Raw genomic sequence first — 23,689 nt, forward strand, 5'->3', positions numbered from 1 at the left:
TTCTTCGGTCTATGGAATGACAGGTATCCCTAACCCTTCATCAGCCTATTGATTGACACGGCTACGAGATTCACACCATTGTAAACAAAAAAAGCCCCAGTCCGTCGACTGGGGCTTTCACTTTTCCCGATAGATAAGTGTCGTGCTAGCGAAAACTTATCTCATAACTAACATCTTGCTTATGCGTTAGCTTTTTCTTTCTTAGCTTTTGGTGCTGCTTCTTTCGCTACTTGGTCTGCTTTCTTCTTGATAACAGTAGTACCTTCGAAAGTTTCACCTTCAACGAACGCTTTGCCGTAGTAAGAAGCCATTAGAACTTCTTTTAGCTCAGTGATTAGAGGGTAACGTGGGTTAGCACCTGTACACTGGTCATCGAACGCTTCTACAGCTAGCTCATCTAGTTTCGCTACAAAGTCAGCTTCAGAAACACCTGCTTCTTTGATTGACTTAGGAATGTCTAGGTCGCCTTTCAGCTCGTCCAACCATGCTAGTAGACGCTCAATCTTCTGAGCAGTACGGTCACCTTCTTGGCTTAGGCCTAGGTGGTCAGCAACCTCAGCGTAACGACGACGTGCTTGTGGACGGTCGTATTGAGAGAATGCAGTCTGCTTAGTTGGGTTATCGTTCGCGTTGTAACGTACAACGTTAGAGATTAGTAGTGCGTTCGCCAAACCGTGTGGTAAGTGGAACTCAGCACCAATCTTGTGCGCCATAGAGTGACAAACACCTAGGAATGCGTTCGCAAACGCGATACCAGCGATAGTTGCCGCGTTGTGTACTTTCTCACGAGCGATTGGGTCATTTGCACCGTTCGCGTAGCTTGAAGGTAGGTACTCTTTAAGCATCTTAAGTGCTTGTAGAGCTTGACCGTCAGAGTACTCGTTAGCAAGAACAGATACGTAAGCTTCTAGAGCGTGAGTTACTGCATCGTAACCACCGAATGCTGTTAGAGACTTAGGCATGTTCATTACTAGGTTAGCATCAACGATAGCCATGTTGGGCGTGATTTCGTAGTCAGCTAGTGGGTATTTAGCACCAGTCTTGTCGTCAGTAACAACCGCGAATGGAGTAACTTCTGAACCAGTACCTGAAGTGGTAGTGATACATACAAGCTCAGCTTTCTTACCCATTTTAGGGAACTTGTAGATACGTTTACGGATGTCCATAAAGCGCATTGCTAGTTCTTCGAAGTGAGTGTCTGGGTGCTCGTACATTACCCACATGATCTTCGCAGCGTCCATTGGTGAACCACCACCTAGAGCAAGGATTACGTCAGGTTGGAAGCTCTTCATTGCTTCTGCACCTTTCTCAACAACAGACAGTGTTGGATCCGCTTCTACGTCGAAGAATGTTTGAACTTCGATGCCTTGCTCTTTAAGCAGCTTAACTACTTCGTCAGCGTAACCGTTGTTGAATAGGAAACGGTCAGTTACTAGGAATGCGCGTTTCTTACCTTCTAGGTCGCTCATTGCGATTGGAAGGCTACCACGACGGAAGTAGATAGACTTAGGTAGTTTGTGCCACAACATGTTTTCAGCTCGCTTAGCTACAGTTTTCTTGTTGATAAGGTGCTTAGGACCAACGTTTTCAGAGATAGAGTTACCACCCCACGAACCACAACCTAGAGTTAGAGAAGGAGCTACGTTGAAGTTGTAAAGGTCACCGATACCACCGTGAGTAGTTGGGATGTTTACAAGAATACGTGCAGTCTTCATCTTGTCACCGAAGTAACGGATACGGTCTGCGTTTACGTCTTGGTTGGTGTAAAGACCAGATGTGTGGCCGATACCACCGATTTCAACCATAGTTACCGCTTGAGCAACTGCGTCTTCGAAGTCGTCTGCGCGGAATAGGCCTAGTGTTGGAGACAATTTCTCGTGAGCAAATTCGTCGTCGTAAGACACTTTACCAATGCCTTCACCAACAAGAACTTTAGTATCAGCTGGAACTTTAACGCCTGCCATTTCAGCGATTGCTGGCGCTGGCTGACCTACGATTTTCGCGTTTAGGTTGCCGTCGATTAGCAGTACTTTACGTACTTTCTCTGCTTCAGCTTTGCTCAATACGTAAGCTTTGTGAGAAGCAAAACGCTCTTTCACTTCATCGTACACAGAATCAACAACGATTGCTGCTTGCTCAGAAGCACATACAACACCGTTATCGAAAGTCTTAGACATTAGGATAGAAGCAACTGCACGTTTGATGTCAGCTGTTTCATCGATGACAACAGGAACGTTACCTGCACCTACACCGATTGCTGGCTTACCAGAAGAGTAAGCTGCTTTAACCATGCCTGGACCACCAGTTGCAAGGATAAGAGCGATACCGTCGTGCTTCATAAGAGCGTTAGAAAGCTCTACAGATGGTTGGTCGATCCAACCGATGATGTCTTTTGGTGCACCAGCTGCTACTGCTGCGTCTAGAACTAGTTTCGCCGCATCGTTAGTTGAGTTCTTCGCACGTGGGTGTGGCGAGAAGATGATGCCGTTACGAGTTTTTAGAGAGATTAGAGATTTGAAGATTGCAGTAGAAGTCGGGTTAGTCGTTGGAACGATACCACAAATGATACCCACAGGCTCAGCGATAGTCATTGTGCCTAGGTTGTCATCTTCTTCTAAGATGCCACATGTTTTTTCGTCTTTGTATTTGTTGTAGATGAACTCTGAAGCAAAGTGGTTTTTGATTACTTTGTCTTCAACAATACCCATGCCAGACTCTGCAACCGCTTGTTGAGCTAGCGGGATACGAGCGTGGTTAGCTGCTAGAGAAGCTGCACGGAAGATTGCGTCTACTTTCTCTTGTGAGAACGTTGCAAACTCTTCTTGAGCCGCTTTTACGCGAGCTACTAGAGCGTCTAGTTCAGCCATATTAGTTACAGGCATAGTGAATCTCCTAAAATAGATAAATATTAAAAACTTTTTATTAAGGTCACTGTCATCTAACAGACGTCTTAGTAAATTGCTTTCAGGGCTGAGTATATTATTTCAGGTTATGAAAAAAATTGACCCAGATCAGTTACCCAAAAAGAATTAACCAGTTAGTGGTATCCAAATCACAAAATAAAGCCTAACAATATGATTTATATGAATTTAATTCACACTTTTAGTTTGAACAAAAAATCATCAAACAGTTCGCCATCTTGGATAAATAGCCACATCTTGTAAAAAAGTTTCATTTTTTGACCACAAACTTACATGTGATCCATAAACATTGTGCTACTGAGAGTATATGCAAAACGCATTTTCTCTCTATTTTTCGCCTCGTTTTATGTGAAAAATGTGCGAATGTTAACGTTTGTGTCATTTCAGCACTTCTCGACCATCATTCTACGTAACAAAGTATGACATTACTGTTTACCAATTATTCAATAATTAGATTTTCTCAGTTATGCAATAACTTTAACTTTAGTTTTTTTCATTCGTTCATAAGCAAAAATTGGACTATATTCGCGCATGTATCCTTGTTCCCTCTTTTATTTGTATAGGCACGCCGAATGCAAACGTTCGAAATCGCTATTTTTTTGCAGTTTTTCTTGGGTTTAGTCGCAGCAGTTAACCCGATAGGTATTATGCCGGTATTCGTTTCTTTAACTGGGCACATGACCCAAGAAGAAAAGAATAAAACAGCAGTTACAGCCAACATTGGTGTCGCGATCATTTTGATTGTCTCTTTACTGGCAGGTCAGATGCTACTCGACATGTTTAGCATCTCTTTAGATTCATTCCGTGTAGCGGGTGGGTTGCTGCTGTTAAGTATCGCGTTTTCAATGATGAGCGGTAAGCTGGGTGAAGATAAACAGAACAAGCAAGAGAAAACTGAATACGTTAGCCGTGAACAGGTCGGTGTTGTACCTTTAGCCATGCCATTAATGGCAGGCCCTGGTGCGATCAGCTCTACCATCGTTTATGGCTCACGCCACCCAACTGCGTTCGATACTGTCGGGATTATTGTGACGATTGCCCTTTTCGCACTATGTACTTGGCTATTGTTCCGCTCAGCACCACTTATCGTACGTTTCTTAGGTCAAACGGGGATTAACGTCATTACTCGTATCATGGGTCTGATACTTGGTGCACTTGGAATCGAATTTATCGCCAACGGATTACGTAACCTGTTACCGGGATTAGCCTGATTATCAGAATCTAGGTATGATAGAGCGACTGTTTCATAGGTCGCTTTATCATGCCACGCAATTCATTACGTCATCATTTATACGTCGTCATTTTTGGCACTCATACCAAAGCAGGTCGAGCATTCGACATTGCCCTGATTGTGGCTATCATCGCCTCGCTATTGGTTCTCATCTTAGAATCGTTGCCAAACGTGAGCTCCCGATGGTCACAAGAATTACGCTACATTGAGTACAGCTTTACAGCCCTATTCACCATCGAATATATATTAAGGCTCTACTGCTCACCTAAGCCAAAATCCTACGCAACCAGCTTTTACGGCGTGGTCGACCTACTGGCGATTCTGCCAACCTACCTAGCTCTAATCTTCCCTGGGGCTTCGTTTATGGGGGTGATTCGCTTACTCCGTGTGATGCGTATTTTCCGTGTTCTTAAACTTGTGCGCTATTTGCAAGACTCAAATATTCTTTTGCGCTCACTCCTTATGGCGCGCAGAAAAATCCTAATATTCTTCAGCACGGTAGGTATTTTGGTCACTATTTTCGGCGCTTTGATCTTTGTGATTGAGGGCCCTGATAACGGCTTTACCAGTATTCCGAAGAGTATCTACTGGGCCATTGTGACGATAACAACCGTTGGCTATGGTGATATGGTTCCGCAAACCCCTTTAGGTAAGGCGATCGCCTCTTTAACCATGCTGCTCGGTTATTCAATACTCGCCGTTCCCACTGGTATCATTACAGCAGAGTTAAGTAACGAGATGAACGCACACAAAGAGCTAGTAAAATGCCCCAACTGTAATCGTTCCGGGCACGACTCAGATGCCATACACTGCAAGCACTGTGGCAGTGAGTTAGCCGAACCAGATAATCGAGTTGTCACTCGAGAAAACTAAAAAAAGCGCCTAAAGGCGCTTTTTTGTTATAAAGAATAGCACTACAAAGCAATTACTTTTCAGCAAGGATAATACGCAACGTGCGACGTAGTGGTTCTGCTGCGCCCCAGAGAAGTTGATCACCAACAGTGAACGCATTTAGGAAGTCATCACCCATTGCCATCTTACGAAGACGACCAACTGGAATAGAAAGCGTACCTGTTACTTTCGCTGGCGTCAGTTCTTGTGCAGTAATATCACGATCATTAGGGATCACTTTAACCCAATCGTTGTGAGTGGCAATCATCTCTTCGATCTCGTCCATCGGAACGTTTTGTTTTAGCTTAATAGTCAACGCTTGAGAATGACAACGCATCGCACCGATACGTACACAAGTGCCATCAATTGGCACTGGTGTATCTTGGAAGCCAAGAATCTTGTTTGCTTCAACGCCCGCTTTCCATTCTTCTTTGCTCTGGCCATTGTCACGCTTCACGTCAATCCAAGGGATCAGTGAACCCGATAGTGGCACACCAAATTTATCGGTTGGGAAAGAAGGTGATCGCATTGTGTCTGCAACTTTCTTATCAATATCAAGAATTGAGCTAGATGGGTTAGCAAGCTCTGAGCTTACTGAATCATTGATTACCCCCATTTGAGAGATAAGTTCACGCATGTTTTGTGCGCCAGCACCTGAAGCTGCTTGGTAAGTCATGGCACTTGTCCACTCAACCAAACCTTTCTCAAACAGGCCACCTAGGCCCATTAGCATCAAGCTCACGGTACAGTTACCACCAACAAACGTATTCGTGCCACCATGAATGCCCTGTTGGATTTGCGCTAAGTTAACCGGGTCTAATGTAATAATAGAGTCTTGCGCCATACGCAAAGTAGAAGCAGCATCAATCCAGTATCCTTTCCAACCTGCTTGGCGCAGTGCTGGGTACACTTTTTCTGTGTAGCTGCCACCCTGACAAGTGATAACAGCATCTAATTGTTTTAGGCTCTCAAGGTCAAAAGCATCTTGCAGCATACCTGCATCTTTACCTAGGTTTGGTGCTGGGATACCCACTTGAGATGTGCTGTAAAATACGGGTTCAATAAGGTCGAAGTCTTTCTCTTCTACCATACGTTGCATTAGCACAGAGCCAACCATGCCACGCCAACCAACTAAACCTACTCTCATTTTCAACTCTCCGTGTAATCAATTTTAAAAAGGGAATGGTTCAATATTCAATTTTCGCAGCAAAATCTCAAGGGAAATTTGCATCAAATCTGTAACTTTTATTTCCTATTTTCAAAAAACACACTTAGACGCGTGTTTTGGCTGGTTTTTACTCAGTTGTTACAAGCACACCAAAAACCATCAAAAACGGGAACAAATACACACATTGCGTGCCACAGAAAATTTACATTTCAAAACATTTCACACCATTAAAATTAAACTTAAACAATAGATTTAACCACAAAAGAACAACAACACAGACATAAATCACAGCATAACGACATTATCTCGAAATATTGCTCCAACTGAGATAAAGTGCGCTTCATACCTAATAGGAGTTAGCGCTCCTGCTAGAAGTGGTGCTAAGCACACGACTTTCACTCGCTAATTACTCTAATAAGAGGCTCTGTATGACGCAACTTCCCCACCGTCTGCCAAGCTTGATGCAGGTAGTAATTTCCTTAGGGTTATTTCTATTACTGGCATTTTCGTTTACAGCACAACTCGATCTACCAATCCAGCTGGCGCTTTACATCGGCTGGTTTATCATCATGTTCCTTGGTATCCGTTTAGGACATCAATATAAAGACTTAGAAAAAGCAGCTCTTAACGGAATTTCTAACGGACTTGGTGCAGTTCTTATTCTTCTAGCGGTCGGTGCCTTGGTTGGCACTTGGATCTCTGGCGGTATCGTACCAACTATCATTTACTATGGTCTAAAAGCAATACACCCTTCTATTTTCCTTCTTGCTACGATGATCATCTGTTCATTGACCGCACTTGCTACGGGTACTTCTTGGGGTGCGGCAGGTACGGCAGGTATCGCAATGATGGGTATCGGCCAAGGCTTAGGTGTTCCCGCGCCAATTACGGCTGGTGCTGTGCTATCAGGCTGTTACTTCGGTGATAAAATGTCGCCGCTGTCTGACTCAGTGATCTTAGCTTCTTCAATGTCTAACGTTGAAGTGGTTGAACACATTAAGGGCATGCTACCTATCGCTTTGATCAGCTACATCATTACCGGCATTATGTTTACTGCGTTTGGTTTCCACTACGCTGGAAACGTTGATATGTCTCAGGTGCAGTCAGTGATTCAAGCAATGGAAGAGCAGTTCTACATCACGCCATATTCGTTTGTCCCTGTGATTATCGTACTGGGTCTACTGGCAATGCGTATGCCTTCTTTCCCAGTGATCAGCTTCGGTTCTCTGCTAGGTATCATCTGGGCAGTTATGATCCAGGATGTCGACTTCTTGCAAGCATTTAACACCGCTTGGGCACCGTTCGAAATCGAGTCTGGCGTAAGCTTTATCGATTCAATCCTTAACCGTGGTGGCATGTCATCAATGCTTGGCTCGGTTGCGGTTATCGTATTTGGTCTAGGTTTTGGTGGTCTACTGGATAAAGTGGGCGTACTAGAGACCATCGCGAAACTGTTTGAACGCCGTGTTCAAAGTGCAGGCTCGCTAGCAACTAGCACCATTGGTACTGCATTCATGGGTAACGTTTTTGGCTCGGCAATGTACGTGTCTTTAATCCTGACACCTAAAATCTGTGCTAAGAACTACGACCGTTTAGGTTACAAGCGTAAGAACCTATCTCGTAATGCAGAGTTCGGCGGTACGCTAACATCAGGTATGGTGCCCTGGAGTGATAACGGTATCTACATGGCAAGTATCCTTGGTGTAGCAACACTCTCTTATGCACCATTCATGTGGTTAAGCTTCGTCTGTATTATCGTGACAATTATTACCTCATACATGGGCTGGTTTGTTGATAAGTGCGAACCGACAGCACCTGCTGCGGATACTGAAGCAGAGGCTGAACTAACAAAACAGACCGCATAACCCATCGTCTGGATAAAAAAACGCCTCAATTGAGGCGTTTTTGTATCTACTAAACGATGTTATTGACTGCTCTTTGCTGCACTGCGTCGCCCTAGTAAGTAACCCAATCCAAGTGGCGCAAAGAAAATCGCAACGATAAAGAGGATAAAGTAAATAATCGTACTCTTAATGAGCTCAACTAACTTATCAACCGCTAAGGTCACCACATCTTGCGAAACCTTATCGATATCTTGAGTAAACTGCTCACGTTCTGCGCTAATAATTAACGCAATTTCCGCGCGCTCTCTTGCCACCATTTTTTCCAGCGCTTCACGCTCTAAGCTTAATTGCTCAATACGTTGAGTGGTACGCAGATCGATCTCTTGTACTAAAGGCTCAAGTTGAAGCGACATTTGACGGGCAAGATCTTCCATATATTGTGGATTATTCTCAACAAAGTCTTGGAATGACTCCGACGTCGCTTGCAAGCTCTGAAGCGTTTGAGTTAACTGTTCGCCACTAATAGAGCTATTTAATGCGATAAGTTGCGCTTTCCATGTCATCAACTTTGGCGTTTGCTCAGACACTAAGCTGAGTCGGTCAGACACGTCACCTAATGCTTCTGGCATAGTACCCAACGTCGAGACGGCTTCACCTTCACTGATCTGATTCGCCTCAAGCCATGCTCGGTAAGCGGGTGTTCTGATAAAGCTTAAGTCCTCAAACGGGTGAGCATTGGCAAATTCACTCACAAACTTCTGGGTTTGAGAATAACTACTGCCTTTAAGTAGCGACTTCGCAAGCTTGTTGATATCAGACGCTAACTCTGTAGAAACGTGCTTTGCGTCATCATTTACAAATAATTCCTGCCCTGCACCAGTATTAAAAAACTGATTCATCTGCTCGGTAAACACCCAGCTATCAATAAGTGCAGCCATTGGAGAGACTTGATAAGAAGAACGTTGTAAGCCTTCTTCTGCATTGATTTTCCACAGCAATACATAAGATTGATACAGCTTATCTTGAGGGTCATATTGTTCAGCCGTAGCATCCGCAGCTTGCTCTACTTGCGCAAAAAACTGTTGGGTATACTCACGCGTCATTAAACGCATATTGAGCTCTTGTTGTGTCAAAGGAGTTGTCTGGCTATCGATTTTCACTTCAAGTAGTGAACAGCCCGAAATTGGAAGGACGAAAGCCAACAGCCATAGAACAGATAGGCGGCGAAGAAGCATATAACCTCACATACAGAATTAAAAAAGCCAAGCACCATACAATCCTTAAGTCAGGACGAAGTCAACGCTCTACTTTGGCGTTCTCTTTTAGGAAAATTCTTGCTTCCTCAAGGGCATTGTCCAATCGTGCCTTGAGTTCATTAAGAAGATCAGGTACGGCAGTGAAATCTTCTTTTATCGCCACTTCAACTTTACTTGCCGATTCTCTCAATTTTGAAGCACCTAGATTACCTCCAACCCCCTTCAAACTATGCGCTTTTCGTTGTGCTTCTTCTGGAGAGTCGGTAAGCAAGCTAGTGATCCGTTCTACATCTGCAGAGTGGTCTTCGATAAAAACTTCCAACAGCATACAGACGGATTCTACATCTTGGTTCAACGAGTCCAACATCTTGGCAAAGTCTATCTCAGGTTCACCCAGTTCAGCTTCCACTGATGGCTCAGCAACAGACACATTGGTCTGCTCATTGTTGCTCTCATTCGCTTCAGCATCTTGTCGCTCACTACTCGATAACTCTGTTGATTTGGTAAGGACAGAGCCAGCCGCGATACGAATTAACCAAAGGTAGCCAGCCATAGTTAAAAAGCTGACAAAAATGCCAAGCCAAATATGCTGAGCCAGTAGTTGGTTGAACTCATTTCGTTGCAGTGCTATTTGAGTGTGGACATCATGAGTGATCAGTTTATCGACAATATATTGCCCTTGAGCATACCCTCCTAGCACAGTAGAAGTTTGCGCCAGTACTTGCTGTAAGTCTTGTCGTTGCTCTGAAGGTAATTTGGTCGATAGAAAATAGACTTGATCCAGTTCGCGGTAAATTGCTGGGTTAGAACCGTTGTTGCTGTACATCGCATCTAGCACGTTGGCACTAAGATGTAGGTAAAGCTCTGATACACCCTGCTGCCCCTTGTATTCATCTCGCATGACGCGGATCTGTTCAACCAGATTAAGCAGGTCTAAGTTGTTGTCGAGGTAAATTTGAGTTTGTTCAATGAAGCGGTCAGTAGTAAACAACAACTGATGAATATCAGGTAGGAACCAACTGTTTTTATAGTGCGTCTCGATTTGTAAGCGTAACGCGTAAATAAGCTGGATGTTTAGGGCCTGAGTATCGGCCATGTGAGTTCGATAAAGAGAATCGAAGGTAAGAGTTTCGCGCAGCTCTTGAATTCCGCTGCCTAGCTCGTAGATTTGCTCTTTGGTTTCACTGGTCGAGCGGTAGCTACTCGCAAGTAACGCGATACAAATCAACCATAAGCTAAGTAGCAACCAGCCGAATTTGAGAGCCTTGCCTTCCATTGTCGTGCCTGTATTCAATAAATCCCTGTAATACAAGCATATACACAATATTCAAGAAGTGCAGGACTAACTGCAAAAATGTTGCAGTTAGTCCGATTCTGAGAGGCTTACTTATTGCGAGTAAGTTGGTCTTTCAGGTTTGGCGGCGTCCCCTTAATGGTCAGGGTATCGGTTTGTGGATCGTAGAAAATACGCTCACCGAGAAGCATGCTATCGAAGCTCACATTCAGGCCGCCACCAGCACCAACATATTTAGTCAGTTTACGTACGGCAGTTCGGTCACCCGGAAAACTCTCTTCTAGCTCGTAGCCTTGCTCTTGAGTGTAATCTAAGAAGCTGGTGCCATCTTGCGCAGGAGGAAGCTCACCAGAAAGTTCACGAACTTGAACTTCATCACCCGATTTAATCTGCTCATTGCAGTAGCTCGCTACTTGCTTCTTGTAGTTAAGCACTTCGTCTTTTTCTAGTTTTGAATCCGCACAGAAGTCTTCTACCGCTTGCATCAGCACTTGGTTTTGTTGCTTAGTATCTAAGCCTACTTCAGCCTGTAAGAAGTCCAAGAAGAAGTCGGCTACTTTACGCCCTACGCGTCCTTTAATGTATGCAAGGTAACGATTAGACTCTTTGTCTGTTTCAAAGCTGGTTAAATCGATTCGAGCAGCGATATCCATCTTACTTAGATCAAGGTAATCCGTCGCACTGATATCAAGACCTTCTGTTACTTTCAAACTTTGGTTCGATGGAATGATCGCAACGAATAGGTAATCTGTAGCCAGTGACTGATATTCGGCAATCACAAGAATACCTTCATCGGCAAATGGGTATTTTGCTAGCTCATCTTTCAGGCGGTTTGCACTAGATTGTGAGAAGTCATAGAAATTCTTATTTCCTTGACGTAAATCTTGCAACCAGTGTTGGAATTCACTGTCAGACTTGAAAGAACCGAAGCCCTTACCCGCTTTGGAATTGAATACACGATGAAGCTCTGCCACTAGATTTTCAGTAGAAGCATCGTTGGTCAGAGACTCGGAACGGAAATTTACAACCAGTTCCTCTGAATCGTTTTTTTGCAATTGATGCAAGATAACATTAGAAAGGTGTAAGCTCATGATGAAATTTATCGCTGCGTAGGTTTCAGTTGCGTGGCATTGTAGGTTATCATAAGCCGCTTTACTATCATCATTAGAGTCTTTATGCCGATTACATCTAAATACAGCGACAAACAAGTAGAACAAATCCTTACTGAAGTAGCCGCAGTACTTGAAAAACATTCAGCTGGCCCTGAACTTGCATTAATGATTGCTGGCAATATCGCAACCAATGTCTTAAATCATGACGTTGCCGCTTCACAACGTAAGGCAATTGCTGAAAAATTTGCAGAAGCGCTTGTATCTTCAATTGAAGACAAAAAACACTAAAAATAATAACGGATAATAGAACAATTACATGGTCGATAACGTAAATACATACGGCGAACGCGTATCACGCTTAGTAGGTTGGGGACACTGGTTTTCCTTCTTCAACATTATAGCGGCGATGTTGATCGGAACCCGTTATATCACTCATTCTCCGTGGCCAGAAACCCTTTTGGGGCAATTCTATTTAGCGGCGTCTTGGGTTGGTCACTTTGGCTTCCTTGTATTTGCGCTTTACCTCCTGGTTCTATTCCCACTCACCTTTGTCATACCGTCACGCAAGCTATTCCGTTTGGTGGCGGTCTGTTTTGCTACTGTTGGGTTGACTGTACTTCTGATTGATACGCAGGCTTACCAAAACATCAACTTACACTTAACCCCTGTAGTCTGGGAAGTGCTATTTAGTGATGAAAGCTCAAACATTAGCGCTGACTTACAGCATCTATTTATTGTACTTCCTCTTATTTTCCTGCTTCAGCTTGCACTGTCTGAGTGGGTATGGAGAAAGCAACGTAAACTGTCGCACAAACACGTAGGCCGACCAATTGCTGCTCTATTCTTTGTCAGCTTTATCTCTAGTCACTTAATTTACGTTTGGGCCGACGCGCACTTTTACAGCCCAATTACGGCGCAAAAGGCGAATTTCCCACTTTCTTACCCAATGACCGCGAAGTCATTTATGGAAAGACACGGCCTATTGGATCGTGATGAGTACCTAGAGCGCTTAGAGCAAAGTAAAGGCGAAACTGGCTTGGTGCAATACCCGCTAGAGCGTATAGAGTTCAACCGTCGCTCTAACCCACTGAACATCCTAGTTGTTAGCATCAACAACTTGCGCTCAGATGCACTTAATGCTGAGTCGATGCCTGCAACGTATCAATTTGCGCAAAACAACCTAAGGTTCAATAACCACTTTAGTTCAAGCAACGATTCTTATGGTGTGTTTGGTTTGTTCTATGGCTTACCAAGCAGCTACTCTTCTAGCATTCAAGCTCAAGGCTCTCGTCCTATCCTTATCGATACCTTAAAAGAGAAAGAGTACCAATTTGGTCTATTTAGCGGTGATAACTTCGATGAACCGCTTTATGGTGAAACCGTATTCCGCGGTATGAACTTTACCGGTATTGCCTTTAACGATCGCACATCAGCAGATTCTCAAGCGATCGATACTTGGGCTACGTGGGCTGCGAAGCAAGGTAAAAAACCGTGGTTTAGCTACATTGAGCTTACAACGGTAGATAACTTTAGCGCTTACCCTTCAACTAAGGGACAAACAGCTGCTGAGAAGCTAAAAGAAGGCTACTTCGAATCTGTAAGCGAAGCGGATAACGAAGTGGCACAACTCCTCACTAAAGTCAAAGAGTTGGATCTTTCCAAATCAACGGTAATTGTAATCACTTCAAATCACGCTACTGAATTCAATGAAACTAAAACTAACAGCTGGGGCTCAAACACAAACTATAGCCGCTACCAGCTTCAAGTTCCGATGATTATTCATTGGCCGGGTACTGTAGCCGGCGTGTATCAACATCGCACTAGTCATCTAGATCTTTCTGTCACGCTACTTCAAGATCTACTAGGTGTTTCTTCAAACCCTTCTGACTTTAGCAGTGGCCGAAACTTGTTTGATGAAAGCAAACGCCGCTGGATCCTAGCAGGTGATGCTCGTGAACTTGCGCTTATTACCAATAAGAACACAACCGTGATTGATAAATTTGGTAACTACAAGCTGTACGACGAAGACTATCATCGCTTAAAAGATCAGAACCCAACACTTCCAGTATTGATGCAAGGGTTAACTGAACTGCAACGATTCTACGTTAAGAGTAACTAATTCATATTGTTACGACTGACAACTGACCTATAAAGAGAGAGCTAAGGCTTTCTCTTTTTGTATTCACCAGCTTTAAAAGCGCAAGAAACAACCATCTAATTAACTTTTTTATATTAAGTGCTCATTATTAAAGCAAACAATAAAATTAGGGGTTTACAAGTTTTCGTAAGCCTTATATCATTCGCGTCAACAACGGAGAGATGGCTGAGTGGTTGAAAGCACCGGTCTTGAAAACCGGCATACGTTAATAGCGTATCTAGGGTTCAAATCCCTATCTCTCCGCCACATTTAAAACCCTAGTCGAAAGACTGGGGTTTTCTCGTTTTAAAGCAGTGAAAGTTTAGTAAAAAGGCGCTAAGCAATTCGCGGCCTTTTTCGTTTTCAAACAAAGCAAAGAGAGTCGCTCAAAGGTGATCAATATGTTCAAACTGCCCTTGGACATAACTGCCTAAGTGAGTAGAAAAATGCTGTGTCTCAATCAAATCAATCAATTTGTTTTTCAGCTCAGCAGGGTAGATTCGCTTGTCTGCTAACTGCGGGATTGGCACCCACTCTACCGCTTGAATATATCCTTCATCATTTAAGCCTTTTAGATTCTCAAGGTGCGGTGTGCCGAGAAAACTATTAATCAGATAGAAAAACTCTGCATGGTAACGTTCAGTGTGCGTTTCAAGAAACTCTCTTACACAAATCAATTCCCCAGCCTGAACATCGATACCCGCTTCTTCTTTAAACTCTCGAACTACACAGGCTCTTGAGCTTTGATCGCCTGGTTCCATTCCTCCTCCAGGCGGCACCCAATATTCACCACTAAAGTCCTGTACGCGAAGTAACAACATTGCGCCATCTCTAATTAAGATGCCTGCGGCACGAATACGATGTTCCATGAATTATCCTTCTAACGTCCATAAACTTTAAGCGCAGCACGAATCAGCTGCATGTGAATTGGGACAAGTGCTTCATGCAGGCTACGATAACCACCACCAACGACACATGCGATAGGCAGTTGTTTACGCTTCGCTAACTGAAACATAAACTCATCACGTTTATAGATCGCTTCACTTGATACACTTAAATAGCCTAGCTCATCATCCTGATGAATATCGACTCCAGCGTCATAAAGAATCAGATCAGGTTGATGAAGGTTGACCGCCATCTCAACAACAGACGTAAATGACGCTAGAAATTCATCATCCCCCGTCTCTCGCGCTAATGGCACATCAAGATCGGAATGAGGCTTTCTCGCCGGAAAATTCTTATCACAATGGAACGATAAGGTCACGATGCTCGTGTCCTCTTCACATAATGTCGCTGTACCATCACCATGGTGGACGTCACTATCAACGATCAGAACTTTATCTATATTATCAAGTGTCAGAGCCCTCTTCGCTGCCAACACTAAATCATTAACTAAACAAAAACCGCTGCCAAAGTCATGGTGTGCATGGTGGTAACCCCCGCTTAGGTGAATCGCTATACCGTGCTCGACCGATAGGTTGACTGTTTCACACGTGCCACCAGCCGATGTGAGTGTTCTAGTGATGAGTATTTCGCTCCATGGAAAGCCTATTCGTCTCATTTTAGGCGCCGGTAGTGTGCCGGAGAACAGTGAATCAATATACTCGCGGCAATGCACTTGGGTGACAGCTTGTCGGTCCAGCATAGATGGCACCACATGCATGAACTGCTCTCTCCAAGCATCGTTGGCATTTATTTCACTGTTTATCGCATCATGGAGTAAGCGATATTTATTGATGGGGTAACGATGCCCTTCTGGAAGGGGTAACTCCGAATAGATCGAATGGTAAATCAACGGGATCATAATGCACTAGACCAAACTAAGATGGAGTTATGGTATCAGCTTGTATATTGATTTCAAAAATAGTTAAATGATATTAATTATCAATTTCATTTAATTATTACTATGTCAAAAACTACGCTGTTCTTATTCTTCGGTGCTATCTCAGGCTCATTGGTCGCTATTGGCTTATTCTCTGCAATGCTATTTTGTTCATGGTGGCTGGTTGATTTTGTCGCACTTACTTAGCAAACTAATCTAACTATTTATTTAAAAAAAGGAATTGGCGATGAAGACCGTTCTTATCACTGGCGCAAATCGCGGTATTGGTTTGAGTTTGGCTAAGCTCTATCTCGCACAAGGCTGGCGCGTTCATGCGACCTATCGTAATACTGATAGTTCGTCTGAGTTACTGCAATTAACATCGGCAGAACAACTTGAGTGCCATCAGGTTGATATCACAGATTATGCGGCCATAACGTCTCTCTCTGCTCAACTTCCTGCCATCGACCTATTGATTAATAACGCTGGTTACTATGGTCCTAAAGGGTATGGTTTTGGCCATACGGATGTGGAAGAGTGGCGAAAAGTGTTAGAGATTAATACCATCGCTCCACTAAAACTCGTCGAAGCATTCGCAACAAACCTACGCCAAGGTTCACTTAAGAAGATCGCCTGCCTCTCTTCTAAAGTTGGTAGCATGACGGAAAACACGTCGGGTGGTGGTTATATTTACCGCTCATCAAAAGCTGCTCTGAATTCCGTCGTGAAGAGCCTAAGTAATGATTTAACACCTGAAGGCTTCACCGTCTTAGCCCTTCACCCGGGATGGGTACAAACGCAGATGGGTGGACCAAATGCGCTGATTGATGCCGATACTTCTGCAAATGGCCTAAGCCAAGTCATTGAAAATTCGACACAAGCTCAAAGTGGTAAGTTCATCAACTATGATGGGAGTGAACTCCCTTGGTAATGCTACGTAAATAGAACTATAACGGTTTAGGAACTTACTCTATTACGATGCACATTGTACGCGCCACCCTTGGTTTGATATGCCTCATCCCTGTTTTAAACGGTTGCAAGAGCGACTCTCCTAGTCGCTTCTTCGAGACCTATTCTGAACGGGTCGACAATGTTCTCGATACAGCAGACATCACCCAAGAGATATCCATTGCCCAACTACCTCGCAAACGTGAATTGTATCTAACGATTCCCCCGATCACACTCGGACTACTGGATAGTTATCAGTTGCGCCAATGTGGGCTATTTCAACTGATTGCGGAGAGGAACTCCGTTTTAGGGAAGGTGGCAGATGATTTCAGTAATTATGACTATCAATCAGCATTGCTAAAAGGCCTAACGGCATGCATCGATGATCCGGAAATCGATGGCGAACTCAAACCTACCTTGACAGACATTAGAAAAGAAAAACGAGAACAGTTGGATATGCATCAATGGAACTTGCTGTACACCAGCGATGCAATGCAAGCTCAGTTGAAAGGGACTAGTCTGCTAACAGGTGGGATGAGCGAGCAAGTTCAGCAAGTATCAAACGCTCTGACACATCTAAATAAGGCATTCCACTCTGGGTCAGAAAAATCGAACGTAATAGAGGCTCAAGAAACGCTCGAGAAGATCGCTGTAGTGGGTAACCTTTACTATTCCTTGTCCTATTCAGCTGCGCAGCTCTCGTTGATCACAGAACAATTGAACAATAACGATCATAAAATTATTTGTGCCCCACAAAGAGACACCACCCGCTTTAATTATTTGAACAATGTCTTCAAGCAGCAGTACATCGGTAACGTTCAACCTTATTTAGCAACGCTAGACAGCTACTATCAACAATTATCGCCCAACTTAACTCTCTTCGCACCTCAACCAGAACTGCACCCGTTTATCTACCCGCTAGAGCAGAGCCACAGTGCGTTCCGCCAAGCGACTCTCGAGCACATCCAATATTGGCAACGATTGTTTAAGCGTTGTGGCCGCAAAGTCGGCTAAGAAGCCTTCTTTCGACTCGAAGGTGAGCTTTTCTTGCGATAACCGCCTTTCTTTTTCTTGAACGCTGGGCGCTCTACTTTTGGCAAATGACGTAATGACTCCGGAACATCGCCAGTTTTTACCTGCCCCATCAAATTATCGATTCGAGTTTGCAACGCTAGCATAAACGGCGCATACGCTTGATTGCGCTCTGCCATACCTTGCAACTGGTGCTCCCAGTGAGCCGTCATGTCCGGGTACGTTGAATCAGAAGGCAAGGCGTGAATTAGGCCTCGCCCTGCTGGTTTACTTAAAATAGACTTGCCTTGGCGCTGCAGTAATTGGCGTTTAAATAAAGTATCAAGAATACCCGCTCTGGTCGCTTCTGTGCCTAAACCATCGGTCTCTTTTAAGATCTTTTTCAGCTCTTTATCTTCAACAAATCGCGCTATTCCTGTCATAGCTTGCAGCAAGGTAGCTTCAGTGAAATGCTTTGGAGGCTCAGTCTTACGATCTTTAATTTCCCCTTCACGACAGGTCAACACCGTGCCCTTGGTTAATGGAGGAACCGCATCAACACTCGCATCATCGTCATCGACCTTGCCCATTAGCTCTTTCCAGCCTGCTGAGACAAGTTGTCGCCCTTTTGCGATAAAGGTGCCGCCCGCAATATCAAACACTAACTTCGCTTCGGCATAGACTGCAGCAGGGTAGAATTGCATCAGGTATTGGCGCGCTATCTGCTGATAGATTTTCATCTCATTACCCGACAATCCATTCACCGAGGCTTTTTTGGGCGTCGGGATGATGGCGTGGTGAGCATCGACTTTGTTGTCGTTCCAAGCTTTCGATTTCAAACTTAAATCAGCGCCATTCACAGCCTGACTTAGCTCGTTGGCGTTATTAGCAATCGCCTCGCACACACAGCCCGCCTGAGCAAAGTGCTCTTTTGGCAGATAACGACTGTCGGAACGCGGGTAAGTGATCAGCTTATGTTTTTCATACAGAGACTGACAAGTATCTAGCACTTGTTGTGCGCTCATGCCAAAACGCTTAGCCGCATCAATTTGCAGTGCAGAGAGTGAGTAAGGCAGAGGTGCGGATTGCTTAGTTTGCTTTTGTTCTGACTCAACGACCGTCGCTGGCTGATTAGCGATGCGGTTAGCCACATTCTCGACCAGTTTACGGTTGAGTACTCTGCCCTCTTCATCTTGATAGGGTTGACAAGCTGCGCTTGGCTTCCAACGAGCACGGATATCAAAAGCGCTGTTACCATCTTGATAAGGGATTAGCGCATGCAAGGTAAAGTAATCACGTGGGATAAAGTTTTCGATCTCTTCATCACGTCTAACCACCAAGCCCAATACAGGTGTTTGCACACGACCAACCGAAAGCACTCCTTGGTAGCCTGCTTTTTGCCCCAGTAAGGTATAGGCACGCGACATGTTCATGCCATATAACCAGTCAGCACGAGAGCGAGCCAACGCTGAAACGGACAAAGGGATAAAGTCACGATTACTGCGCATCTGATTAAGCGCACGTTTCACCGCAGGTAAGTTAAGGTCACTAATCAACAGACGTTGAGTGGCTTCTTTCTTGGTTTTGCTGACTTTGCAGTAATCGAGAACTTCATCCACCAGCAGCTGCCCTTCTCTATCAGGGTCTCCAGCATGAATAATTTGATTGGATTCTTTGAGTAGCTTTCGTACTACCGTAAGCTGTTTACTCGCGGACTTGCGCGGTCTAAGTTGCCACTGCTGTGGGACAATCGGTAGGTCAGCGAGATTCCACTTTTTATAGCGCTCGTCATACACATCAGGCTCTACTTGCTCTAACAAGTGACCAATACACCAAGTCACCACATCACCATTACCGCAACGTATAAAACCTTGGTCGTTTTTCTTTGGTCCGGGTAATGCGGCTGCAATCGCGCGGCCTAGGCTAGGTTTTTCAGCAATAAATAGACGAGACATAAAATAGGGTCTGCTAGATACAATAAGGGCCACATTATCGAATGTGACCCTTAGAAATCAAGAAAAACTGTAAATTTAAACAGTATCTTTAAATTTTGTGAAGATTACTCTTCGTCAGAACCTGCACGCTCAGCAGCTTCTTTAATTAGTGGCTGAAGCTCACCCTTTTGGAACATTTCGATGATGATGTCACAACCGCCGATTAGCTCACCTTCAACCCAAAGTTGAGGGAATGTTGGCCACTGTGCGTAAGCTGGAAGCTCTGCACGAATATCTGGGTTTTGTAGGATATCTACATAAGCGAACTTCTCGCCACATGCCATAAGTGCTTGAGCAGCTTGAGAAGAGAAACCGCAGCTAGGTAGTTTTGGTGAACCTTTCATGTATAGAAGGATCGTGTTTTCTGCGATTTGCTGTTTGATTTTATCGATAGTTTCCATTGCTTCCTCTTTAATGGAGTTACTGCAAATATTCTGCATATTCTAAACCATTAGCACAGAATAAAAAGCCTATAATATGTATGGTTATAATTTGTGTGCGATGGCAGTAGCCGTCACCAGAAATTTGTTGTCTTTCAGATAGAAATTTACCGTCAGTGCTTTTAATAAAGTAAAAACTTGATAAACTAGATGACAAGTCAGCGAATTGACCATGGCTAGCACTGCGCGAGCCATGAATAATAAATATCACTGGAAGCAATCGAAAGGGTCTTCCCCTTTCATATAAATGGAGAATCGAGCAATGGCATTTGAACTACCAGCTCTTCCTTACGCGAAAGACGCACTAGAACCACACATCTCGGCAGAAACTCTAGATTTCCACCACGGTAAGCACCACAACACTTACGTTGTTAAGCTAAACGGTCTTATCCCAGGTACTGAGTTTGAAGGTAAAACTCTAGAAGAGATCATTAAGACTTCTACTGGCGGCGTATTCAACAACGCAGCTCAAATCTGGAACCACACTTTCTACTGGCACTGTCTAGCGCCAAACGCAGGTGGCGAGCCAACAGGTGCAGTTGCTGACGCAATCAACGCTGCTTTCGGTTCTTTCGAAGAGTTCAAAGCGAAGTTCACTGATTCTGCAATCAATAACTTTGGTTCATCTTGGACTTGGCTAGTTAAGAAAGCTGACGGTTCTCTAGAAATCGTTAACACTTCTAACGCGGCAACTCCTCTAACTGAAGAAGGCACTACTCCACTTCTAACAGTTGACCTGTGGGAACACGCTTACTACATCGACTTCCGTAACGTACGTCCAGACTACATGAACGCATTCTGGGCTCTAGTTAACTGGGACTTCGTTGCAGAGAACCTAGCTAAATAATCCTTCCCTATAGGATTTAAAATTTAGTCGTATAAAAAGCCAGCACTTAGCTGGCTTTTTTCATTTCTGCTGCTGATTTATCTAAAGTTTTCTGCCCATACGTCGCTATAAAAGCATCATACGAGGGGCAATATGCAAATCCATACTTTAGACAAAGCAGCCATTATTAACGAGCTTGGGTTCGGCACGGGGATTAACCACGCCGTTCATGAAGGTCGTCGTGCTGATTTTGCGCTAATTTTGTCTATGTTCTCAAATGATGTTCGCGACAACACTCCTGTCGAGAAAGTCGATGAAATTGACACCTCAGAACAAGCGCTTCGTAAACGATTCGAACTCCAACCCCCTCAGCCATTACGCTCAGATCAAAGCTCGTACGATATATCGGCGCAGCAAGCCTCGTTATTTCACAGTTCAGGCCTGCCAAGTGCAAAGCTCAGTCACTATCTCACGCCCGATGCGCTTACCTATCTGCCAGAAGACACTCATGACCTTCCTGAAGAGGTTTACCACAACCTATCCGGCCACCAGCGTCGCGCGATGAGAGAAAAAGAACCTAAAGAGTTAATGCCGATCGATTTATATAATCAGTTGATCAAAGCCCAGCGTACTTTTCAGATCCAATCTCAAGCTTAACGATCGTTTAAGATCACATTTTGGCCGTCTCATTTTTCGGATTTTGTTAGCAAGGCTGCTCGATAATGTGAATAAGGCCAAAGATTCATAAGTTGTCATACAATCCGGCCAGTTATTTGACCTTATTCACAACTCAATAACAGTTAATCTACCATGCTATGTGGACAAGTTTTCACGCTGACATAGCTTATGGGGGTAAGCCAATGGATATTAAAAGTGCTGTAGTATTAGTGACATCCGCCGGTTCGCAGGTAGGAAGTACACTTGCTTACCACTTCGCTTCACTAGGAGCGACGGTCGTGTTGTGTGATAAAAGTAGTCCACAGTTGCAGCACACTTATCAACTATGTCGCGAGATCTCTGAACAAGTCCATCAGTTCAAAGTTTCGGATCATTCACTGCAATCGATTCAAGATCTATTTGAGTTTATGGATCAACGCTTAAAACGTTCCCCCGACGTATTGATCAATACACTGACCGCGCAAGCTATGCCGAATATTTTTGATCAACAAGCGAGTGACGTGTTCACGCAGCGCCTGTCATTAATGGCTGCAACTATGTTTAGTTTCGGTCAAGCAACCGCAGAGAGAATGCGTAAAGAAAAGAAGAATGGCGTTATCGTGAATGTCATTTCTCATCCTGAATATCAGGACTTATCTGGATTTGATAACGCAACCTCTATGGTGGCAGGATTTACTCAAAGTTGGGCCAAAGAACTCACACCATTCAATATCCGTGTTGGCGGAGTTGTACCGACTTTAGATCACAACAATACTCACTGGGCAGAGATTCAGGATGAACTCATTCGCAACACTGAGTACATCGTTTCCAACGACTATTTCAGTGGTCGGGTCATGGCTGCGTAAAAACCTTTCTAGCATCATAGCGAGCGCTAGCTAAATCGTTCGTATTTTAAACAATATACTGAGTTTAGGGCATACCTATCCCAGTTAGCTTGTTGAGTACTTTGATCATGGTGTAGGTATCACCAACTTGTGCGTTGTAATTTTGAAGCTTGAGTGAAGCACCTAGTAGTTGTTTTACGCGATACATAGCGGTCTCCGACAACGAACGCTTATGGTATCCATACTTCTGTTTCCACTTTTTGTTCGAGCCATAGCGCTTTTGGCAGCCAACTGCCAGATTGTGTGGATGCCCTTTTTCCCAGAAAGCTGCACCCTCAAGCGGAGGGATTAGAGGTATCGCTTTCTTAACCCTAGTCGGCGTGTTTTCTTGAGTAAATTGGGGAGTACTTCCGCATCTGTCACACCTGATAGTGTCAGCTTAGCGGTGATAATTTCATATGTATCTGTATCAACCGCAAGATGGAGCTTACGCCAAACTCGACGCTTGCCATCGGTTCCATGCTTTTCACTTTCCATTCTCCCTCACCGTATACGTTGAGACCAGTTTCATCGATGACCTAGTGTTGGATAGCACCTGGTGTAGAGGTTTTGAAATTAACCTCTACGTCCTTAGCTCGGCGACTTATACAAGTATAGTGAGAGCAAACTAATGGGACGTTCGCCAATCTAAAAACAGAGTCGATAAAGCCTTGTAGCGCCCTTAAAGGGAAAGAAAAGATACGCTTTACCATGAAGCGAAATAACTAAACAGTCTTGGTCTGCCATACCTTTCCAATTTTGGATTTTTCCACTCAGTTATGGCCTCCTCGTCAATCCAGAACGTCAGTGAACCTCAGTTGTTTAAGGTGTTATTGTACTGCTTCCAGTTAGTTGTTTCGTAACGAGGTTTAGGCGTGAGGCTACGATGATTGATGGGTGTCGCCGATCAGATCGTAGCTTCTTGATTTAGTTACATCGATTTAAGCAACAAAGCCGCCCCAACAATAAGTGGAAAAAACGGTACAGCTTTCATAAATGTTCACTATCAGAAACAGCAATGCATCAAGTGAGGCAGATGTTAGGCGAGCGGTTAAGCCTGAAAACTACAATGCTCAGGTTTACGCCATGATTAAAGCTCTGAACAAACTTACAGGTCTTGATATGCCCTAAACTCAGTATATTAGTTAAGAACCACTCAAGTTAAAGCTGTTTAGTTTAATTAAGAATTACGCAACAAAACCTCTTTAAGTTAAACGGATATAAGATTTATATAAGCAATTAACATAAGTGGT

General features: G+C 44.0%; 20 protein-coding genes, 1 tRNA gene and 2 pseudogenes. 13 read left to right on the forward strand and 10 right to left on the reverse strand.

The genetic code is table 11. The features are described from left to right. Window positions 1-179: 179 nt before the first annotated feature. On the reverse strand, window positions 180-2,882 hold the full coding sequence (gene adhE, locus ACU01J_RS01080; RefSeq protein WP_481084046.1) for a bifunctional acetaldehyde-CoA/alcohol dehydrogenase: 2,703 nt from the start codon (window positions 2,880-2,882) through the stop codon (window positions 180-182). Window positions 2,883-3,493: 611 nt separating this feature from the next. On the opposite strand from adhE, the gene ACU01J_RS01085 reads away from it, so the two are divergent. Next, window positions 3,494-4,132: a YchE family NAAT transporter gene (locus ACU01J_RS01085; RefSeq protein ID WP_481084047.1), complete on the forward strand. Its 639-nt coding sequence runs from the start codon at window positions 3,494-3,496 to the stop codon at window positions 4,130-4,132. Between the two features lie 50 nt (window positions 4,133-4,182). Then, window positions 4,183-5,025, forward strand: a complete 843-nt coding sequence (locus ACU01J_RS01090; RefSeq protein WP_481084048.1) for an ion transporter — start codon at window positions 4,183-4,185, stop codon at window positions 5,023-5,025. 52 nt (window positions 5,026-5,077) lie between these two features. Here ACU01J_RS01090 and asd read toward each other — a convergent pair whose 3' ends face one another. Continuing rightward, entirely contained in the window at window positions 5,078-6,190 is a 1,113-nt protein-coding gene (gene asd / locus ACU01J_RS01095; RefSeq protein WP_481084049.1) for an aspartate-semialdehyde dehydrogenase, read from the reverse strand. A 449-nt stretch (window positions 6,191-6,639) separates the two neighbouring features. Between asd and nhaC the strand changes: the two genes are divergently transcribed. Next, window positions 6,640-8,076 carry a Na+/H+ antiporter NhaC gene (gene nhaC, locus ACU01J_RS01100; protein WP_481084050.1) on the forward strand — a complete coding sequence of 479 codons (1,437 nt, stop codon included), beginning with the start codon at window positions 6,640-6,642 and terminating at the stop codon, window positions 8,074-8,076. Window positions 8,077-8,135: 59 nt separating this feature from the next. On the opposite strand, the gene ACU01J_RS01105 is transcribed toward nhaC, so the two are convergent. The 3 genes from ACU01J_RS01105 to yejK form a co-directional block, all read right to left on the reverse strand. Then, window positions 8,136-9,290, reverse strand: coding sequence for a chemotaxis protein (locus ACU01J_RS01105; RefSeq protein ID WP_481084051.1), 1,155 nt, complete (start codon window positions 9,288-9,290; stop codon window positions 8,136-8,138). 61 nt (window positions 9,291-9,351) lie between these two features. After that, complete coding sequence (locus tag ACU01J_RS01110; RefSeq protein WP_481084052.1) at window positions 9,352-10,587, reverse strand: Hpt domain-containing protein; 1,236 nt, start codon at window positions 10,585-10,587, stop codon at window positions 9,352-9,354. 107 nt (window positions 10,588-10,694) lie between these two features. After that, entirely contained in the window at window positions 10,695-11,696 is a 1,002-nt protein-coding gene (gene yejK / locus ACU01J_RS01115) for a nucleoid-associated protein YejK (RefSeq protein ID WP_481084053.1), read from the reverse strand. Between the two features lie 84 nt (window positions 11,697-11,780). On the opposite strand from yejK, the gene ACU01J_RS01120 reads away from it, so the two are divergent. From ACU01J_RS01120 to ACU01J_RS01130, 3 genes are all read left to right on the forward strand, one after another. After that, window positions 11,781-12,005, forward strand: a complete 225-nt coding sequence (locus ACU01J_RS01120; protein WP_481084054.1) for a YejL family protein — start codon at window positions 11,781-11,783, stop codon at window positions 12,003-12,005. 28 nt (window positions 12,006-12,033) lie between these two features. After that, complete coding sequence (locus tag ACU01J_RS01125) at window positions 12,034-13,836, forward strand: DUF3413 domain-containing protein (protein WP_481084055.1); 1,803 nt, start codon at window positions 12,034-12,036, stop codon at window positions 13,834-13,836. Window positions 13,837-14,030: 194 nt separating this feature from the next. Next, window positions 14,031-14,121 (forward strand) — tRNA-Ser (locus tag ACU01J_RS01130). A 119-nt stretch (window positions 14,122-14,240) separates the two neighbouring features. Here ACU01J_RS01130 and ACU01J_RS01135 read toward each other — a convergent pair. Further along, window positions 14,241-14,723, reverse strand: a complete 483-nt coding sequence (locus ACU01J_RS01135; RefSeq protein ID WP_481084056.1) for an NUDIX domain-containing protein — start codon at window positions 14,721-14,723, stop codon at window positions 14,241-14,243. A gap of 11 nt (window positions 14,724-14,734) precedes the next feature. After that, a complete protein-coding gene (locus ACU01J_RS01140; protein ID WP_481084057.1) occupies window positions 14,735-15,658 on the reverse strand; it encodes a histone deacetylase family protein in 924 nt (307 codons plus the stop codon). 102 nt (window positions 15,659-15,760) lie between these two features. Between ACU01J_RS01140 and ACU01J_RS01145 the strand changes: the two genes are divergently transcribed. The 3 genes from ACU01J_RS01145 to ACU01J_RS01155 are packed head-to-tail and all read left to right on the forward strand — an operon-like array spanning window position 15,761 to window position 17,638. Further along, window positions 15,761-15,883: a hypothetical protein gene (locus tag ACU01J_RS01145; protein ID WP_279630704.1), complete on the forward strand. Its 123-nt coding sequence runs from the start codon at window positions 15,761-15,763 to the stop codon at window positions 15,881-15,883. 40 nt (window positions 15,884-15,923) lie between these two features. Beyond that, the gene (locus ACU01J_RS01150; RefSeq protein WP_481084058.1) at window positions 15,924-16,607 is read left to right on the forward strand and encodes an SDR family oxidoreductase; all 684 of its coding nucleotides are present in this window, start codon (window positions 15,924-15,926) and stop codon (window positions 16,605-16,607) included. Between the two features lie 47 nt (window positions 16,608-16,654). Next, window positions 16,655-17,638 (forward strand): DUF3080 domain-containing protein, encoded by a 984-nt coding sequence (locus ACU01J_RS01155; protein WP_481084059.1) that lies wholly within the window; start codon window positions 16,655-16,657, stop codon window positions 17,636-17,638. On the opposite strand, the gene ACU01J_RS01160 is transcribed toward ACU01J_RS01155, so the two are convergent. Both ACU01J_RS01160 and ACU01J_RS01165 read right to left on the reverse strand, forming a co-directional pair. Then, entirely contained in the window at window positions 17,635-19,590 is a 1,956-nt protein-coding gene (locus ACU01J_RS01160; RefSeq protein WP_481084060.1) for a DNA topoisomerase III, read from the reverse strand. The genes ACU01J_RS01155 and ACU01J_RS01160 overlap by 4 nt on opposite strands. A 104-nt stretch (window positions 19,591-19,694) precedes the next feature. Further along, window positions 19,695-20,030: a Grx4 family monothiol glutaredoxin gene (locus ACU01J_RS01165; RefSeq protein ID WP_053440283.1), complete on the reverse strand. Its 336-nt coding sequence runs from the start codon at window positions 20,028-20,030 to the stop codon at window positions 19,695-19,697. Window positions 20,031-20,331: 301 nt separating this feature from the next. On the opposite strand from ACU01J_RS01165, the gene sodB reads away from it, so the two are divergent. The 3 genes from sodB to ACU01J_RS01180 all read left to right on the forward strand — a co-directional run bounded on the left by sodB (window position 20,332) and on the right by ACU01J_RS01180 (window position 22,418). Continuing rightward, window positions 20,332-20,916 carry a superoxide dismutase [Fe] gene (gene sodB, locus ACU01J_RS01170; protein WP_126575682.1) on the forward strand — a complete coding sequence of 195 codons (585 nt, stop codon included), beginning with the start codon at window positions 20,332-20,334 and terminating at the stop codon, window positions 20,914-20,916. Between the two features lie 132 nt (window positions 20,917-21,048). Next, entirely contained in the window at window positions 21,049-21,552 is a 504-nt protein-coding gene (locus ACU01J_RS01175; RefSeq protein ID WP_481084061.1) for a VC2046/SO_2500 family protein, read from the forward strand. 203 nt (window positions 21,553-21,755) lie between these two features. After that, a complete protein-coding gene (locus ACU01J_RS01180; RefSeq protein ID WP_481084062.1) occupies window positions 21,756-22,418 on the forward strand; it encodes an SDR family oxidoreductase in 663 nt (220 codons plus the stop codon). 64 nt (window positions 22,419-22,482) lie between these two features. Here ACU01J_RS01180 and ACU01J_RS01185 read toward each other — a convergent pair. After that, window positions 22,483-23,331, reverse strand: a pseudogene (locus ACU01J_RS01185) (IS5 family transposase). Between the two features lie 66 nt (window positions 23,332-23,397). Here ACU01J_RS01185 and ACU01J_RS01190 point away from each other — a divergent pair. Beyond that, window positions 23,398-23,567 (forward strand): annotated as a pseudogene (locus ACU01J_RS01190) (IS5/IS1182 family transposase); the annotation flags it as partial. Window positions 23,568-23,689: the final 122 nt, after the last annotated feature.

It is taken from the genome of Vibrio sp. 2433-A1, assembly GCF_056726085.1.

Excerpts from the sequence above, each read along its gene's own strand:
- ACU01J_RS01180 (WP_481084062.1), top strand. The coding sequence starts at position 21,756 with ATGGATATTAAAAGTGCTGTAGTATTAGTGACATCCGCCGGTTCGCAG.
- ACU01J_RS01155 (WP_481084059.1), top strand. The coding sequence starts at position 16,655 with ATGCACATTGTACGCGCCACCCTTGGTTTGATATGCCTCATCCCTGTT.
- yejK (WP_481084053.1), bottom strand. The coding sequence starts at position 11,696 with ATGAGCTTACACCTTTCTAATGTTATCTTGCATCAATTGCAAAAAAAC.
- ACU01J_RS01125 (WP_481084055.1), top strand. The coding sequence starts at position 12,034 with ATGGTCGATAACGTAAATACATACGGCGAACGCGTATCACGCTTAGTA.
- asd (WP_481084049.1), bottom strand. The coding sequence starts at position 6,190 with ATGAGAGTAGGTTTAGTTGGTTGGCGTGGCATGGTTGGCTCTGTGCTA.
- nhaC (WP_481084050.1), top strand. The coding sequence starts at position 6,640 with ATGACGCAACTTCCCCACCGTCTGCCAAGCTTGATGCAGGTAGTAATT.
- ACU01J_RS01175 (WP_481084061.1), top strand. The coding sequence starts at position 21,049 with ATGCAAATCCATACTTTAGACAAAGCAGCCATTATTAACGAGCTTGGG.
- ACU01J_RS01140 (WP_481084057.1), bottom strand. The coding sequence starts at position 15,658 with ATGATCCCGTTGATTTACCATTCGATCTATTCGGAGTTACCCCTTCCA.
- ACU01J_RS01120 (WP_481084054.1), top strand. The coding sequence starts at position 11,781 with ATGCCGATTACATCTAAATACAGCGACAAACAAGTAGAACAAATCCTT.
- ACU01J_RS01085 (WP_481084047.1), top strand. The coding sequence starts at position 3,494 with ATGCAAACGTTCGAAATCGCTATTTTTTTGCAGTTTTTCTTGGGTTTA.
- ACU01J_RS01110 (WP_481084052.1), bottom strand. The coding sequence starts at position 10,587 with ATGGAAGGCAAGGCTCTCAAATTCGGCTGGTTGCTACTTAGCTTATGG.
- ACU01J_RS01090 (WP_481084048.1), top strand. The coding sequence starts at position 4,183 with ATGCCACGCAATTCATTACGTCATCATTTATACGTCGTCATTTTTGGC.
- ACU01J_RS01150 (WP_481084058.1), top strand. The coding sequence starts at position 15,924 with ATGAAGACCGTTCTTATCACTGGCGCAAATCGCGGTATTGGTTTGAGT.
- ACU01J_RS01165 (WP_053440283.1), bottom strand. The coding sequence starts at position 20,030 with ATGGAAACTATCGATAAAATCAAACAGCAAATCGCAGAAAACACGATC.
- ACU01J_RS01135 (WP_481084056.1), bottom strand. The coding sequence starts at position 14,723 with ATGGAACATCGTATTCGTGCCGCAGGCATCTTAATTAGAGATGGCGCA.
- sodB (WP_126575682.1), top strand. The coding sequence starts at position 20,332 with ATGGCATTTGAACTACCAGCTCTTCCTTACGCGAAAGACGCACTAGAA.
- ACU01J_RS01105 (WP_481084051.1), bottom strand. The coding sequence starts at position 9,290 with ATGCTTCTTCGCCGCCTATCTGTTCTATGGCTGTTGGCTTTCGTCCTT.
- ACU01J_RS01145 (WP_279630704.1), top strand. The coding sequence starts at position 15,761 with ATGTCAAAAACTACGCTGTTCTTATTCTTCGGTGCTATCTCAGGCTCA.
- ACU01J_RS01160 (WP_481084060.1), bottom strand. The coding sequence starts at position 19,590 with ATGTCTCGTCTATTTATTGCTGAAAAACCTAGCCTAGGCCGCGCGATT.
- adhE (WP_481084046.1), bottom strand. The coding sequence starts at position 2,882 with ATGCCTGTAACTAATATGGCTGAACTAGACGCTCTAGTAGCTCGCGTA.